Source organism: Sorangium sp. So ce296 (assembly GCF_051529605.1).
In the GTDB taxonomy this organism is placed as follows: domain Bacteria; phylum Myxococcota_A; class Polyangia; order Polyangiales; family Polyangiaceae; genus Sorangium; species Sorangium cellulosum_D.
The window spans coordinates 5946618-5961432 of sequence record NZ_CP150325.1 but is presented as its reverse complement, the minus strand read 5'-3'; the positions used below and the strand labels follow the sequence as shown (position 1 = coordinate 5961432).

Sequence of the window (14815 nt, the reverse complement as noted above, 5' to 3'; positions counted from 1 at the left end):
GGAGCGGCGAAGCGCGCGGATGCGGCCGGGCCAGGCACGATTGACGCCCTCGCGGCCTTCGGCCATGACGGGCCCGGCGCGCCGCTCTGCCGCGCCAGGAGAGCGCACCGGAAGCCATGGAGAAGGTCTACAGCGCCGCCCGCGTCCAGCCGGACGCGCACAGGGACGTCCTCGCGCAGCTCTGGAAAGAGAACCTCGCCCACGGCGAGGTCTCGCAGGATTTCGTGGAGCGGCGGATGCGCTGGTTCCAGGAGCAGAACCCGGCCGGCCCCCCGCGGACCTGGATGGGCTTTCACGGCCCGGCGCGGGAGATCATCGGCAGCGGCTCGTTTTACCCGCGCGACGTCTACGTCAGCGGGCGGAAGCTCAAGGCCGGCGTCCTCGGCGATTTCGGCGTGACCAAGGCGCACCGCATCGCCGGGGCCGCCATGAGCATCCAGCGCGAGCTCGCGAAGGGCTGCCGCGACGCCGGGGTCGACTTCCTGTTCGGCTTCCCCAACAAGGCCTCGTTCCCGATCTTCCAGCGCGCCGGCTACAAGAAGATCGCGGACTCCACCATCTGGGTGCGGCCCCTCATGGCCGCGTACAAGCTGAACGAGCTCGCGGCCTCGTCGGCCGGCGATCAGCAGAGCATCGTCACCGCGGTGGTGCAGCGGGTCGCCGAGCGGGCCGCGTCGGCGGTCCCCCACCCCCGCTGGCGCGCGCTCTGGGAGCCGGCGGCGCCGGGCGCCCCGCCCGCCCCCCTGACGCGGGCGCTGTCGACGGCCGCCGAGCGCGCCGTGCAGCGGGCGACGGTGAAGCCGGACAACGCCCTGGTGCGCGCCGCCGGGCGCGCCGTCGACACCTCGATGGCGCTCCGGGACGCCGCGGCGCTGCTCGCGCGGGGGAGCCGCGTGCGCACCGAGCTCGTGGACGCCGCCGACCACCGCTTCGACGACCTGTGGTCGCGGGCGAAGCCGTCGCCGATCGCCGGCGAGCGGAGCGCCCAGTTCCTGAACTGGCGCTACGCGCAGCTCGGCAACGTCCGGTACCGCTTCTTCTGCATGCTCGACAGGCACGACGGGCGGCTGCTCGGCTACGCCGTCTACTCGGTGCGGAACAACAAGGTCGAGATGACCGACGTGTTCTGCGAGGACAGCGGCCCCCTGCTCGACGCACTGCTCCTCGAGTTCTGCCGGGCGATGCGGCGCGAGGGGCACGTCTCCGTGGGGATGCTCCTCGTGACGCCGCCCGCGTTCAGCGCGCGCCTGCGGGCGCTCGGCTTCTTCTCGCGCCCCCACCCCCCGAACGTGGGCTCGCGGTGGCTCATCGTACACCTCGACCCGAGCTTCCCGGACGAGCTGCGGCGCGTGCTCCTCGACCCGGACAGCTGGTTCATGACCGACGGCGAGCTCGACGTCTGACCGCCCGGGCGCCCGCCCCCCGGAGGATCCCACCGATCCGCTGGACCACCTGCTGCCGCCGGTTACCCTTGCCTCTCCATGGATAACGAGGCGCCGGCCCTGTCCATCGCGCGGCTGCGCTCCATCTGGGACGCGGAGGTGGATCCCTCCGCGCGGCGCGCGCTCACCGCCGCGGCCTTCGCGGGGCTGTTCGGCGCGGCGCACGTGGCGCGCGTGGGCTCCCCGCTCGCCCGCGGGCTCGCCGGCGCCGGCCTCGCGCTGCTGCTCGCGGCGATCGTCGCGCGGGTCGTCGTCGCGCGGCGGCGGCGCGGCGACGCCCGGCGCACCGTGCGCGAGATCGTCGGTCGCACGGACGAGGCGCTCGGCGCGGCCACCCTGCGGGCGCTCTCGCTCGTGGATCGCGCCTCGGCCGACGATCGGGTCGGGTCGCCGGAGCTCGCCGGCCTGCACCTCCGGCGGCTGCTCGGCCGCGCCTCGCGGGCGCGCATCCTCGCGCGCGCGCAGCGGTCGGCCGCGCGGTGGGCGAGCGCGGGCCTCGGCCTCGGCCTGGCGGCGCTCGCGGCCGCCGCGATCGATCCGCCGCGCGTCGTCGAGGGGCTCGACGTCCTCGCCGCCCGCGGCGGCGAGGCGCCGCTCGCTCTGCTGTGGCTCGAGGAGGTCGAGATGACGGCCACGCCGCCCGAGTACCTGCACGAGGGCGCCGAGGTGCTCCTGCCGTTCGCGACGACGATGCAGCCGCGGGGGACCGTGATCACGGTGCGCGGCCGCCCGGTCCGGGCGGGGCGCGCGCTCGTGCTGACCGACGGCGGCGCCGAGGTCCCGTTCGTCGACGACGGCAAGGGCGGCGTGATCGCCCACTGGACCCTCGGCGACTCGACGACGCTCCAGGCGGCCGCGCGCTTCGGGCAGGTCCGCGTCCGGCAGGCCGACGCGCAGCGCGTCGTGTCGATCCCGGACGACGCGCCGCGCGTCACGCTCGAGGGCGCGCCGCGCACGGTCAGGCTCCTCGACGAGCCCAGCATCCCGCTCCGCTACGAGATCACCGACGATCACGGCCTGCGCGAGGTCGACCTCGTCCTGCGCGCCGGCGCGAAGGAGGAGCGGCGGGTGCTCTCGCGGCCGGCGGGGGACGCGAAGATCGACCGCGGCGGCTACGAGCTCAAGGCGCGCGACCCGTTCTTCCGCAGGACGTACGTGCCCGTCGAGGTGCGGATCGAGGCGCGCGACAACGATCCGATCGAGGGCCCGAAGTGGGGCAGGAGCGAGGCGATCGTGGTCATCCCGCCGCAGGTGGGCGAGCCCGAGGCGCGGCGCTACGCCGCGCTCGCGAAGGCGCGCGACGCCCTCACCGACCTGCTCGCGGACCGCATCGGCCAGAAGACGCCGGAGGCGGGCGGCGCCGCGGCGCACGCCGCGCACGAGGCCGAGGCGCAGGCGACCGCGAAGGCGGAGGTCGAGCGCGCGCTCTCCGCCGACTACGGCGGGCTCCGGGTGCGGGGGCGCGTCGCGTCGCTCGCGCGCGGCCAGCTCGCCCGGCTCGACGCGGCGCTCGGCGCCGAGCGCAAAACGACCACCCGCGCGGCGCACCAGAAGCTGCTCGACGAGACCGAGGGCGTGCTGCTCGCCTTCGACGCCGGCCTGCGGGGCCTCGGCGTCCGGGACGCCCGGGCCGTCGCGCAGCGGCTCGCCGACGTCGCGGACGAGGCCGCGGCCGCGGCCGAGCTCCTTCGAGGCGGCGGCGATCGCGAGGGCGGCGAGGTCCGCCTCGAGGCGGCCGTCACGGTGCTGGGCGGCGGGGGCGCCGAGCTGCGCAAGCTCGGCGAGCTCGGCCTCGATCTCGGCGAGATCGTCGCGAGCGACCTGCGCAGGGTCGCGCGCGCCCGCGGCGCCGGCGACTGGGCGCACGCCGAGCTCGCGGCGCGCGACCTCGCGGCGCGGCTCCGGCGGCCGGATCCCTCGTTCGGCGGCGGCGGCCGCGGCGGGGTGGAGTCCGGGGCGCCGCGCGGCGGGCCCGATCCCGGAGAGGCCTCGCGCGCCGACGAGAGCGTCGCGCAGAGCGAGCGGGAGCTCGAGGACCTCGCGCGCGATCACGCCGCCGAGACGAACGCGGTCGCCGAGGAGCTCATGCGCGCCTCGCGGCCCGAGGACGTCGCGGCGCTCCGCGAGGAGGCGAAGCGGCGCGCGGAGGCGATCCGCGAGGCGGTGCAGGAGCTGCCGCGGCCCGGCGGGGCGCCGGGCTCGGCCGAGTCCGCCGCGGCGGCCGGCAGGGAGCAGGCCGAGGCGATGGCCGGCGCGCTGGAGCAGGGCCGCCTCGAGGAGGCGGTCGAGAGCGGCCAGGGCGCGGCGCGCTCGCTGGGCGAGGCGAAGCGGCTCGGCGCGCAGGGCGGCGGCTTCTTCCCCGAGGAGCGGGCCGGCCGCGAGGCGGGCGAGGCGCAGCAGGCGCTCGCCCGGGAGCTCGCCTGGGCCGAGGAGGCGCTGCGCCAGCTGCGGCAGGCGGCGTCGGAGCGGGCGCGGGAGGGCCTCGCGCGCTCGAGCCAGCGCGAGGGCTCGCTCGCCGATCGCGCGCGCGAGCTGCGCAGGCGGGGCGAGCAGGGCGACGGCCGCATGCCGGAGGAGATGCTCGAGCGCCTCGAGGAGGCCGAGCAGGCGATGCGCGACGCCCAGCGCGCCCTCTCCGAGGGGGAAGGCGAGCAGGGCAACGAGCGCCAGCGCGACGCGCAGCGGCTGCTCGAGATGTCGCGCAGCGACGACCAGAGCCAGGACGGCGACGCCGAGTCGGAAGGGAACAGGGACATGGCGAGGAAGGCCGACATCCCGGACAAGGACAAGCACAAGGGCCCCGAGGAGTTCCGCCGGCGCGTCCTCGAGGGGCTCGGGAGCGCCTCGGAGCCGCGGCTGCGAGAGGCGGTCAAGCGCTACGCGGAGGGGCTCCTGAAATGACGCGCGCCGGCGCTACGGCGGCCCCGGCGAGGGCTCCGCGCGGGGCGACGGCCCTCGCGAGGCGCGGCCTGCGGGCGGTGGTCCTCGCCGCGCTCGCGACCGTGTCGGCGACCGCGTCCGGCCGCATCGCGGTCGGCGACCTCGATCGCGCGGCGCGGGCGCGGGCCGCGATCCTGGAGATCGACGCCCCGGCGGCGCGGGGCATCCTCGAGGGCGCGGATCCCGTCGATCTCGCGCTCGCGCTCGAGCGCGGCCGGCTCGCCATCTACGAGGGCGACTGCGACGCCGCCGCGGCGATCCTCGCGCGCCCCGATCTCGCGGCGACGGCGGAGGGCGCGGCGCTCGGCGACATCGCGCGCGGCTGCGCCCGCGCCACCGCCGCGACGGTCGTCGTGAACGACGAGGCGCGCGGCGTGTGGGTGCGGCTCCAGGACGACGACGATCGCGCGCTCGTGCCGCTGCTCGTCGAGGTGGCCGCGAAGACGCGCGACGTGCTCGCGAAGGACCTCGGGGTCGAGCTGCTCCGGCCGCTGCGGATCGATCTCGTCCGCGATCAGTTCACGCTCTCCGCGATGACCGGGCTGCCCGAGGACGCGGCGCGGACGACGGGCACCGTCGCCATCGCCAAGTGGGGGCGGGTGACGATGCTCTCGCCGCGCGCGACGCCGAACGGCTACCCCTGGCTGGACACGCTCGCGCACGAGATCACGCACCTCGCGCTCTCGCGCGGCACGCGGGACAACGCCCCGCTGTGGCTGCAGGAGGGCGTGGCCAAGCGCGAGGAGGTCCGCTGGCGCGAGCCCGACCCGCTGGACGACGTGCCGTCCGCGGACGCGGTCGCCTTCGTCGGCATCCAGAAGGGCCTCGGGCGCCCGCTCGACAAGATCGGCCCCTCGATCGCGATGCTCCCGAGCGCGGAGGAGGCGGCGATCGTGTTCGCCGAGGTCGCGAGCTTCATCCGGTACTGGACGAGGGAGGCGGGCGACACGGCGCTGCCCGAGCTCTTGCGCCGGCTCAAGGACGCGAGCAGCGACGCGGATCTGGAGCGGGCGATCGCCGACATCTCCGGCGCGGATCTCGCGGCCTGGGACCAGCGCTGGCGCGCCTACCTCGCCACGGTGCCGGCGAGCGTGCCGCCCGACCTCGCGCCGGGCGGGGACATGCCGCACCGGCAGGAGGTCGCCAAGCGGGTGCGGCTCGGGCAGCTGCTCCACGATCGCGGCCACCACGCCGCCGCCGCGGTCCAGCACGCCCGCGCGCAGGCGCTCGCGCCGCACGAGCCGGCGGTGCGCTGCTTCCTCGCCGCCGCCCTGCTGGCCTCCGGCGAGCGGGCGAGCGCCGCCCCGCTGGTCGAGCGGGTGGAGGACGTGAACAGCCGCCACGGCCGGTGGTGGTCGCTGCACGGCCTGCTCCACGGAGGCGCCGACGGAGGCAGCGCCTTCTCGGCGGGCGTCGCGCTCGACCCGCTGAGCCCCGAGGTGGCCTGCGAGGAGAAGCTGCCGCCGGAGCTCCCGAGCGACCCCACCCGGTCGGCCCTCTGCGAGGCCGCGCGCCGCAGGGCGCGCTGATCAAAAGACCGCGGAGGCGAGGAAAAGCCGCCGCTCGACGCAATGGCGCGCGCTCACCGGTTTCTGCGCGAGCGCGCGCGCTCCGGCTTCCGTCGCGCTGGAGCGCGCCCCTACGGTCGCACGCGTGCCGAACCTGGATCGCATCGCCCTCGTCGTCGCGCTGAGCCTCGCCTTGCCGGCTCGGTCGCGCGCCGACGACGCGCCGCCCTCCTCGGCGCCGCGCAGGGTCGGCGAGCTCGGCGCGTCGTCCGTGCTGGCGTTCGGCTTGCTGCCTGCGGCGAGCATCGGCCCCTCGGTGGAGGCCTCCCTCCGCTGGCTCGACGCGTCCCTGTCGGTCGAGGCGCGCGTGCTCCGGGCGCTGGGCCGCGGCCCGAGCGCCGCCTCGCTCGTGGGGCCGGAGAGCACCGCCGGCCTCGGGCTCATGTCGATCTGCAGGCACGAGGAGGCCGTCTTCGTGTGCACCTCCTTTCAGACCGGGGCCGTCGCCGCGGACGTCGACAGGAGCCTGAAGCCGACGTACGGCGGCGAGCTCTCCTGGATGATCACCTCCGGCCTGCGCGGGGGCGCCGCGTGGCGCCTCGCCCGCCACCTGGAGCTGCGCAGCTTCCTCGAGCTGCACGCCGTCCTGGAGCGCCCTCACGTGAGGGTCGACTCCATCGAGAGGTGGCGGGCGTCCTACGTCGCGGGGATCGTCGGCGTCGGCCTCTGGTTCCGCCTGAACCCGGAGTGACGCAGGCCTCCCGGCGCGCCGAGGCGCCCCGGCGCGGGCCCTCGCCCGGCGCAGGCGCCTCGCCGGCGGCGCCGGCGCGGCTGGCTCACCGACGGCGCCTGCGCGGCCGCCTCAGCTCTTCGTGCGGAGCGCGCGCGCCAGGGTGTTCCTGCCGACGCCGAGCCGCTTCGCCGCTTCCGTCTTGTTCCCCTCGCACGCGCGGACCATCGCCTCGACGTAGCGCCGCGTCACCTCGTCGAGGGTGAGGCCGAGCGGCAGCGCGACCTGATCGTCGCCCTCGGGCCCCGCGGCGGCCTGCGGCGGGGCGCCCCCGCGCCGGCGCGCCGGGAGGTGCCCGGCGGAGATGCGGCCGTCCGGCGCCAGGGCGATCGCGCTCTCCACCCAGTGCTCGAGCTCGCGCACGTTGCCCGGCCAGGTGTGGGCGCGGATGTGGCGGAGCGCGTCCAGATCGAAGCGCGGCGCGGGCCTGCCGTACCGCGTCGCGTAGACGTCCGCGAAGTGGCGGGCCAGCGTCTCGACGTCCTCGGGGCCGCGCTCGCGCAGGGCCGGCAGGTCGATCTCGACGACGCGCGCGCGGTAGTAGAGATCCTTGCGGAAGCGGCCCTCGGCGACCGCGCGCTCGAGGTCGCAGTGCGTGGCGCACACGACGCGCACGTCGGCGCGGAGCGTCTGCCGGCCGCCGACGCGCTCGAACGAGCGATCCTGCAGGAAGCGCAGGAGCTTGCCCTGGATGTCGAGCGGCAGATCCCCGAGCTCGTCCAGGAACAGCGTGCCGCCCTCCGCGAGCTCGACCTTGCCCGGCACGCGCCGGTCCGCGCCGGTGAACGCCCCGCGCTCGTGGCCGAAGAGCTCGCTCTCGACGAGCTGCGCCGGCAGCGTCGTGCAGTCGACCGTGACGAAGGGCCGCGTCTGGCGCCGCGAGTTGACGTGGATCGCCCGCGCGAACAGGCTCTTGCCGGTGCCGGTCTCCCCGCGGAGGAGCACGGTCGCGTCGGTCTGCGCCGCGAGCTGGACCTTCTCGTAGACGGCGGCCAGCCGCTCGCTGCGGCCCACGATCCGGTTGAACGGCCCCTGCAGCACGACCCCCGGCCCGCCGCCCTCGGCCGCGCGGAGCGTCGTCAAGAGCAGCGCGCGGGCGAGCTGCGTCGCGAGCGCGACGAGGTAGCGCTCGTCCTCCTCGTCGAAGGGCGCCCCCGCGCGGTTCAGCAGCTGCACGACGCCGCGGATCGGCGCGGCGGCGTCCTCGCGGATCGGCGCGACGAGCATCGAGCGCGTCGTGTAGCCCGTCGCCCGATCGGCCGACGGATCGAAGCGCGGATCGCGCGCCGCGTCGTCGACGCGCACGACCTCGCCGGTCCTGGCGACGTGCCCCGCGATGCCGCGCTCGAGCGGCTGCCTGAGCGCGGGGAGCTCGGGCAGGACGGCGACGCGCGTCACGAGATCGCCGCGCTCCGCGTCGACGAGCCAGATCGTGGCGCGGTCGGCGCGGAGCGCCTTCGCGAGCCGCTCGCACGCCGTGCCGAGGAGGGCGTCGAAGTCGACCTCCCGGGCGAGGAGGGAGGCGAGATCGACGAGCAGCGAGAGGCGCGACATGGATAGCGGAGCAGGATCCAGCATAGAGGTCGCCGCCCTTGTCGTCACCCGCGTCATCACGCGGCCCGCGCGACGGCCTCGACGTCGATGCAGAGCCCCTCGCGCGCGGCGACCGAGGCAGGGAAGAGCTCACGCGCGAGGCGCTCGATCTCGGCGACGCCAGCGTCCGTCCGCTGCGGGTCGTGGTGGAAGAGTACGAGCTGACGCGCGCCGCACGCCCGCGCGATCTCGGCGCCCGCGATGTACGTCGAGTGCCCCCATCCGACCCTCGATCGCCCGGCGTCGCCGCGGTACTCCTCCGGGGTGTACTGCGCGTCGTAGATGAGCACGTCGGCGCCGTCCGCGAGCGCGCGCAGCGCCGGATCGACGCAGGCGTAGTGCTCGGTGTCGGTCGCGTAGACGAGGCTCTTCCCCGCGTGCTCGAGGCGGTAGGCGAGCACGCCGCCCGGGTGGTTGAGCTTGGCGGTGCGCACGTGCACCTCGCCCACGTCGAACGCCTCGCCCGGCCGCGCCTCGCGCAGGGCGATCTGGGCGCCCAGCTCGTCCAGCCGGACCGGGAAGCTCGGCGCCGCCATCTGCGCCGAGAGCGCCTCGCGGAGGGTCCCGGCCCCGTGCGCGCTGCCCACGATCGACAGCTTCGAGCTCGGCAGGTACGCCGGCACGAAGAACGGCAGGCCCTGGATGTGGTCCCAGTGCAGGTGGGAGAGCAGCACCGTCGCCTCCACCGGCCCTTCCCGGAGCAGGGCATCTCCGAGCTTGCGAACGCCCGTCCCGGCGTCGAGGATGAGCCGCGTCGATCCGCAGCGGACCGCCACGCAGCTGGTGTTTCCGCCCACCGCCGCCGTCTCCGGCCCAGGCGAAGCGATGCTCCCGCGAACCCCCCAGAACCTGATCTCCATCGTCGTCGCGTGCCTCCTGGGCTCCCTTCAGCGAGCGGCGTGCCAGGGCGCAGGGACTTGAAATCGCTTCGCTTTTCTGCTGCCCCCGGCCGGGCCGATCGAAGTTGCAGCGCCGGGTCCGGATCGGCGCTTCAGAATGGAGCGCGCGGCCGGCGCGGTCTGTCGGCGCTCGCGCCGCCATTTGCGTGGGGCGGCGCTTCGCGGTTGACGCCCTCGCGGCGACGTGGAGAAACGTGGAGCGCGGGGGACGGGCCTTTCGTCGCGCCACGGATCGCGCTGAGCGTCGCGCGTCGCGTCAAGGCTGAGCTCCTTCGCTGGATGGGGGGACCGCGCCGGCGCGGAAAGGTTCGCCTGACCCGAGCGTTGACCGAGGTCCGTCCCGAGGCCTAGCATTCCTGCACCGCTCTCTTTCCCGCATTGTTACCGCCGCTCCGCACAATGACCGTTGCCACCTACGCCGCCGCACAGCTGTTGCGGGTGCTTCCGCGAGAGCGCATTACCCGGGCCGTTGGCCGCCTCTGCGACGCCAGAGCACCCGCCGCCGTCTTGAACGCGGTGGTCAAGCTCTACGCGCGCGCGTACCGCGTCGACATGGACGCCGCCGAGGTGCTGACGAGCCCTTACGAGAGCTTCGACGCGTTCTTCACGCGCAAGCTCCGCGAGGGGATGCGCCCTGTCTGCTCCGATCCCGGAGCCATCACCAGCCCCGCCGACGGCCGGATCGAGTCGCTCGGCCCCGTGACCGAGGGCGGGCGCCTGCTCATCAAGGGGCAGCCCTACCGCGTGGAGGACCTCGTGGGCGACCCCGCGGAGGCGTCGCGCTACGACGGCGGGCAGTTCGCGGTCGTCTATCTCTCCCCCCGCGACTACCACCGGGTCCATTCGCCCGTCGCCGGCCAGGTGAGCCTCATCCGCTCGATGCCGGGGGAGCTGTTCCCGGTGAACGCGATCGGCGAGCGCCACATCCCGGGCCTGTTCGCGCGCAACCGGCGCGTCGCGATCGTGATCGACACCGAGCGCCAGGGGCGCGTGACGGTCGTGATGGTGGGCGCGATGATCGTCGGACGGATCACGGTGAGCGCCGTCGACGCGCGCGACGTGCCGCTCGGCGTGCACCCGATCTCGCCGGCCCTCCCGGTCGCGTGCGGCGAGGAGATCGGCAAGTTCCACCTCGGCTCCACCGCGGTCCTGTTCGTCGAGCGCGGGGTGTCGCCCCCCTGGAGCAGGGCTCCGGGGCCGGTCCTCTACGGTGAGCCGATGGACGGAGGGGGCAGGCAATGACGAGCGAGCGGCCGCGCAACCCCCTGGCCCAGGCCGCCCAGGAAGGCGGCGCCTCCGGAGAGTCCGGCGCGCCCCCGCCGGGCGAGGCAGGGAACGCGGCCGCGCTCGCGCCGCAGGGAGAGGGCTCGCTCCCCGCGCGCTCGTCCGTCGCTCCGCGGCCCGAGCGCACGCCCAGCGTGCGCCCGCAGCTCGCGACCACCACGCCGCTGCCGCGCCTCGACGTCATCCCGGGCATGGCCGACGGGAGCTCCAGCCGGCCGCCCTCGGAGATCCCGGACCTCGATCTCGATCCGCGCATCGCCGGGCCGCCGACGGAGCGCTCGCGCCACGGCACCCCCCTGCCAGCCACGCCCACCTCGAGGCGGGCCTGGCAATCGCTGGCCGCAGAGGTGGAGCGGGCCACGGAGGCAGAGCGCGGCGACGGCGCGAAGATCGCGCGCCGCCGCTCGCGGCGGCTCGTGAACGTGCCCGGAGACGCGGCGCAGCAGGGCGACGATCCGGGCGCCGCGCTCGACTCGGGCGCCGCGCTCGACTCGGGCGTCGCGCAAGCGGACACGGCGACGCCGCGATCCCTGGGGCTCGATGAGGTGGAGGACGACGGATGGCTGAGCGCCGCCGCGAGGCCCCCCAGCGAGCCGGCGATCGAGGTGCCCAAGACCGCCAGCAAGCCGGCGCCGCCGCCGAACCTGGCGGAGCTGGTCGCGCCGCGGGCGGTCCCGCGGCCGTCGCCGAAGTCCTCGAGCGTGCCGCCGATGCCGACGCCGGGGCTGATCATCGACCCGGACTCGGTCGCGGTGATCCGGCCGCTCCAGATCCTCAGCATCGAGTCGAACCTGCCGCCGGTCACCTCGCAGGCCGAGCCGCAGCCCGAGCCCGCCAGGCCGCCGCTGCTGACCGACCCGACCGAGCACGAGTGGCCGCCGCTCCAGTTCCGGAGCGGGCCGGACTCGCGCCAGACCGTGCTGGGCCTCGACCCGTACCAGGAGGGCCCGGGGGAGGGCCCGCCGACGGCGCGCGACGCCGCCTTCGACGCCCTCCAGCCCGAGCCCCGGCGGCCCCAGCCGTCGGCGCCGGAGATCGAGGCGCGCCCGCTCGACTGGCGGCCCGGGTCGAGCCCGGAAGAGCTCACGGAGGTCGAGCCCGAGCTCGAGCTGGCCGACGAGGCCAGGGCCAACGCGACGAGCGCCCCGCCCGGGGCAGGCGGCGGCGAGCAGCAGCCGGCCGACCCGACGCGCATCACCTTGCCGCCGAAGAGCAGCGAGGTCGAGCTGGAGGAGGTCGAGCCCGAGCTGACCGACGAGGGCCGGGCCGCCCGCGCCGACGCCCAGGCGGCGCATCCCAAGAAGCCGCCGCCGCCGCCCCCGCCGCCGCCGCCGCCGCGGCGCCCGCGCGCGCAGGCGCTCGCCTCGCCGGATCTCGCGACGTTCACGTCCGTGCCGCCTCCGCCGGTGTCCGTGCCGCCGCCGCACGGCGATCCCTCGGCGCGCATCTCCGCTCCGCCCGCGCAGCCCGCGGCCAAGCCGCTCGATCTCGAGTCGAACTCCGGCCCGTCGACCGAGCCCGCCGCGCGCCGCAAGCGCCCGTGGTGGGAAGAGCTCTTCGGCGACGACTTCCTGCGCACGCTCGACAAGATCGACAGCAAGGTGGTTCGCCGCGAGGTCGACTTCATCGAGGAGCGGCTCGGCGTCGAGAAGGGCGCCGTGATCCTCGACCTCGCGTGCGGCGCGGGCGGCCACGCGATCGAGATCGCGAGCCGCGGCTACAGCGTGGTCGGCTTCGACCTGTCGCTCGCCATGCTGGCCCGCGCCGCCGACGACGCGCAGGACCGCGGCCAGAAGCTGAACTTCCTCCAGGGCGACATGCGCGAGATGACGTTCGAGGAGACCTTCGACGGCGTCTACTGCTGGTCGACGAGCTTCGGCTACTTCGACGACGAGAAGAACGCGGACGTGCTCGCCCGCATCCGCCGCGCCCTCCGCGCGGGCGGCATGCTCCTGCTCGACATCGTGAACCGCGACTACGTCGCGTCCCGCCAGCCGAGCCTCGTCTGGTTCGAGGGGGACGGCTGCGTCTGCATGGATGAGATGCAGGTCGATTTCTTCACGAGCCGGCTCAAGGTGAAGCGCACGGTCATGTTCGAGGACGGCCGCTCGCGCGAGATCGACTACTCGATCCGCCTCTACGGGCTGCACGAGCTCGGCAAGATGCTCCACGAAGCCGGCTTCAAGGTCACCGAGGTGACCGGCCACCCCGCGCACCCGGGCGTCTTCTTCGGCTCGGAGTCGCCGCGGCTCATCATCCTTGCCGAGCGCAGCTGACGCGCTAGGGGGCTCCTGACGCATGCGCTTCGAGGCCGCGATCTCGCGCGCGCTGCCGGGGATCCCGGCCAGCGCCTCCCCCGTCGATCAGATCGCCTACGCCCGCGATCTCTGGCCGCGGCACCACCTCGCCGTCACGGAGGGCCGCATCGCCGAGCACCGGCCCGGGATGATCCTCTGGCCGGCGTCGACCGAGGAGGTCGCCCGGGTGGTCCGCTTCTGCGCGGACGAGGGGCTCCCGCTCGTGCCGTACGGCGCGGGCTCGGGCGTGTGCGGCGGCGTCCTGCCGGACGACCGCACGGTCGTGCTCGATCTGAAGCGGCTCTCCCGCCGCCGCTCGCTCGATCGCCAGGCCCCCTCGGTCGAGATCGAGGCCGGCGCCCTCGGCATCCGCTTCGAGGAGGAGCTCAACGCCGAGGGCTTCACGCTCGGCCATTTCCCGTCGTCGATCCTCTGCTCGACCGTGGGCGGCTGGGTCGCGGCGCGCAGCGCCGGCCAGTGCTCGGGGCTCTACGGCAAGATCGAGGACATGGTCGCGTCGCTCGAGTGCGTCGTCGGCCGCGGCGAGGTCGTCCGCTTCGATCGGCGGACGCGCGGCCCGGATCTGACGCCGCTCCTCATCGGCAGCGAGGGCGTGCTCGGCGTGGTCACCGCCGCGACGCTCCGGCTGCACCCCGCCCCGCCGGCGCGCGCGTTCGCCGCCTTCTCCTTCCCCACGCTGGAGGCCGGGTGGAACGCGATGCGCGAGATGTTCCAGGCCGGCCTTCGCCCGGCGGTCTCGCGGCTCTACGACCCGTTCGACTCCTTCATGGCCCGGCTCGGCGCGGTGCGCCGGCAGCGCGGCCACGCCGGCGCGGGCGACGAGCCGACCGAGGGGCCGGCCGCGCGAGCGCGCGGCGCGCGGGGCCCGGGCACCGGCGCCGCCGTGCTGCGCGGCCTCCTGCGCGCGCCGGGGCTCCTCAACCAGGCCGTGGACGCCGTCGGGTCGCGCGTGCTCCGCGGCGCGACGCTCATCCTCATCTTCGAAGGCACCGCGCGCGCGAGCGCCGAGGATCTCGCCCGCGCCGCGGCGATCGCCGGGCGCGCCGGGGCCAGGCCGCTCGGCGAGGAGCCGGCGCGCCACTGGCTCGCGCACCGCTACAGCGTGAGCTACCGCCAGGCGCCTGTCTTCATGGCCGGCGCGTTCAGCGACACGATGGAGGTCGCCGCGCCCTGGTCGCGCCTCGACGCGCTCTACCGCGCGGTGCGCGGGGCGCTCGGGCGCCACGTCTTCGTGATGGCGCACCTGTCCCACGCCTACCCGGACGGCTGCAGCATCTACTTCACCTTCGCGGGCAGCGCGCCGACCGTGGCGGCGGCCGAGGCGAAGTACGATGCGGCCTGGCGGGCGGCCCTCGACGCCGCGATCGACGCCGGCGGCACGCTCTCGCACCACCACGGCGTCGGCCGCAGCAAGGCGCCGCGGCTCGGCGCCGAGCTCGGCCTCGGCGCCGACGTCGTCCACGCGCTCCGGGGCGTCTTCGACCCCGCCGGCATCATGAACCCGGGCAACCTGCTCCCGCGCGAGGCCGCCCGCGCCGCGCGCCGCCCGGTGCCGCCGCCCCCCCCGTCGCCCGTGATCGACCGCGACGCGCTGCTCGTGCACGCCGCCGGCGAGGCTCGCCTCGGCGAGGTCGAGCGCGCGCTCGAGCAGCGCGGCCTCACGCTGGGGCTCGACTTCGACGCGGCCTCGCGCGAGCTCACGCTCGACGCGTGGATCGCGGCGGGCGCCCCCGGCGCGCCGGATCCGTGGAGCGATCCGGTCGATCACCTCGTCGCCGGCTTCACCGCGCGGCTCGCGTCGGGCGCCGAGCTCGCGGTGCGCCCCGCCCCGCGGCGCGCCGTCGGCCCGGATCTCTTCGCGCTGTTCCTCGGCGTGGGCGGGCGCGTCGGCGCCGTCACGTCCGTGCACCTGCGCGCCCACGGCGCGTCGCGGCCGCGCGCGCTGCCGACCTCGCTGCCGCGGCAGCCGCCGCTCGGCCAGGCCGAGGCGGCGTGGCTCGACGCCGTGGTGAGCGCCGCCCGCGACGTCCGCTGAGCGGCG

General features: G+C 75.9%; 9 protein-coding genes. 7 read left to right on the top strand and 2 right to left on the bottom strand.

Going from position 1 to position 14815, the window contains the following annotated elements:
- The first annotated feature begins 116 nt into the window (after positions 1-116).
- The 4 genes from WME98_RS22200 (at position 117) to WME98_RS22185 (ending at position 6641) form a co-directional block, all read left to right on the top strand.
- Positions 117-1403, top strand: a complete 1287-nt coding sequence (locus WME98_RS22200; RefSeq protein ID WP_437953089.1) for a GNAT family N-acetyltransferase — start codon at positions 117-119, stop codon at positions 1401-1403.
- A 78-nt stretch (positions 1404-1481) separates the two neighbouring features.
- The gene (locus WME98_RS22195; protein WP_437953088.1) at positions 1482-4343 is read left to right on the top strand and encodes a DUF4175 family protein; all 2862 of its coding nucleotides are present in this window, start codon (positions 1482-1484) and stop codon (positions 4341-4343) included.
- On the top strand, positions 4340-5911 hold the full coding sequence (locus WME98_RS22190) for a hypothetical protein (RefSeq protein WP_437953087.1): 1572 nt from the start codon (positions 4340-4342) through the stop codon (positions 5909-5911). The genes WME98_RS22195 and WME98_RS22190 overlap by 4 nt, the downstream gene beginning before the upstream one ends.
- Before the next feature lie 124 nt (positions 5912-6035).
- The gene (locus WME98_RS22185; protein WP_437953086.1) at positions 6036-6641 is read left to right on the top strand and encodes a hypothetical protein; all 606 of its coding nucleotides are present in this window, start codon (positions 6036-6038) and stop codon (positions 6639-6641) included.
- Between the two features lie 111 nt (positions 6642-6752).
- Here WME98_RS22185 and WME98_RS22180 read toward each other — a convergent pair whose 3' ends face one another.
- Together WME98_RS22180 and WME98_RS22175 are read right to left on the bottom strand one after the other, a co-directional pair.
- The gene (locus WME98_RS22180; RefSeq protein ID WP_044987206.1) at positions 6753-8258 is read right to left on the bottom strand and encodes a sigma-54-dependent Fis family transcriptional regulator; all 1506 of its coding nucleotides are present in this window, start codon (positions 8256-8258) and stop codon (positions 6753-6755) included.
- 32 nt (positions 8259-8290) lie between these two features.
- The gene (locus WME98_RS22175; RefSeq protein WP_437953085.1) at positions 8291-9133 is read right to left on the bottom strand and encodes an MBL fold metallo-hydrolase; all 843 of its coding nucleotides are present in this window, start codon (positions 9131-9133) and stop codon (positions 8291-8293) included.
- Positions 9134-9688: 555 nt separating this feature from the next.
- Between WME98_RS22175 and asd the strand changes: the two genes are divergently transcribed.
- Genes asd through WME98_RS22160 form a run of 3 tightly spaced genes read left to right on the top strand, consistent with a single transcriptional unit; the run spans position 9689 to position 14809 of the window.
- Complete coding sequence (asd, locus tag WME98_RS22170; protein WP_020742088.1) at positions 9689-10414, top strand: archaetidylserine decarboxylase; 726 nt, start codon at positions 9689-9691, stop codon at positions 10412-10414.
- Positions 10411-12732 carry a methyltransferase domain-containing protein gene (locus tag WME98_RS22165; RefSeq protein ID WP_437953084.1) on the top strand — a complete coding sequence of 774 codons (2322 nt, stop codon included), beginning with the start codon at positions 10411-10413 and terminating at the stop codon, positions 12730-12732. The genes asd and WME98_RS22165 overlap by 4 nt, the downstream gene beginning before the upstream one ends.
- 22 nt (positions 12733-12754) lie before the next feature.
- On the top strand, positions 12755-14809 hold the full coding sequence (locus tag WME98_RS22160; RefSeq protein ID WP_437953083.1) for an FAD-binding protein: 2055 nt from the start codon (positions 12755-12757) through the stop codon (positions 14807-14809).
- Positions 14810-14815 lie beyond the last annotated feature (6 nt).

Excerpts from the sequence above, each read along its gene's own strand:
- WME98_RS22200 (WP_437953089.1), top strand. The coding sequence starts at position 117 with ATGGAGAAGGTCTACAGCGCCGCCCGCGTCCAGCCGGACGCGCACAGG.
- WME98_RS22195 (WP_437953088.1), top strand. The coding sequence starts at position 1,482 with ATGGATAACGAGGCGCCGGCCCTGTCCATCGCGCGGCTGCGCTCCATC.
- WME98_RS22190 (WP_437953087.1), top strand. The coding sequence starts at position 4,340 with ATGACGCGCGCCGGCGCTACGGCGGCCCCGGCGAGGGCTCCGCGCGGG.
- WME98_RS22180 (WP_044987206.1), bottom strand. The coding sequence starts at position 8,258 with ATGCTGGATCCTGCTCCGCTATCCATGTCGCGCCTCTCGCTGCTCGTC.
- WME98_RS22175 (WP_437953085.1), bottom strand. The coding sequence starts at position 9,133 with ATGGAGATCAGGTTCTGGGGGGTTCGCGGGAGCATCGCTTCGCCTGGG.
- WME98_RS22165 (WP_437953084.1), top strand. The coding sequence starts at position 10,411 with ATGACGAGCGAGCGGCCGCGCAACCCCCTGGCCCAGGCCGCCCAGGAA.
- WME98_RS22160 (WP_437953083.1), top strand. The coding sequence starts at position 12,755 with ATGCGCTTCGAGGCCGCGATCTCGCGCGCGCTGCCGGGGATCCCGGCC.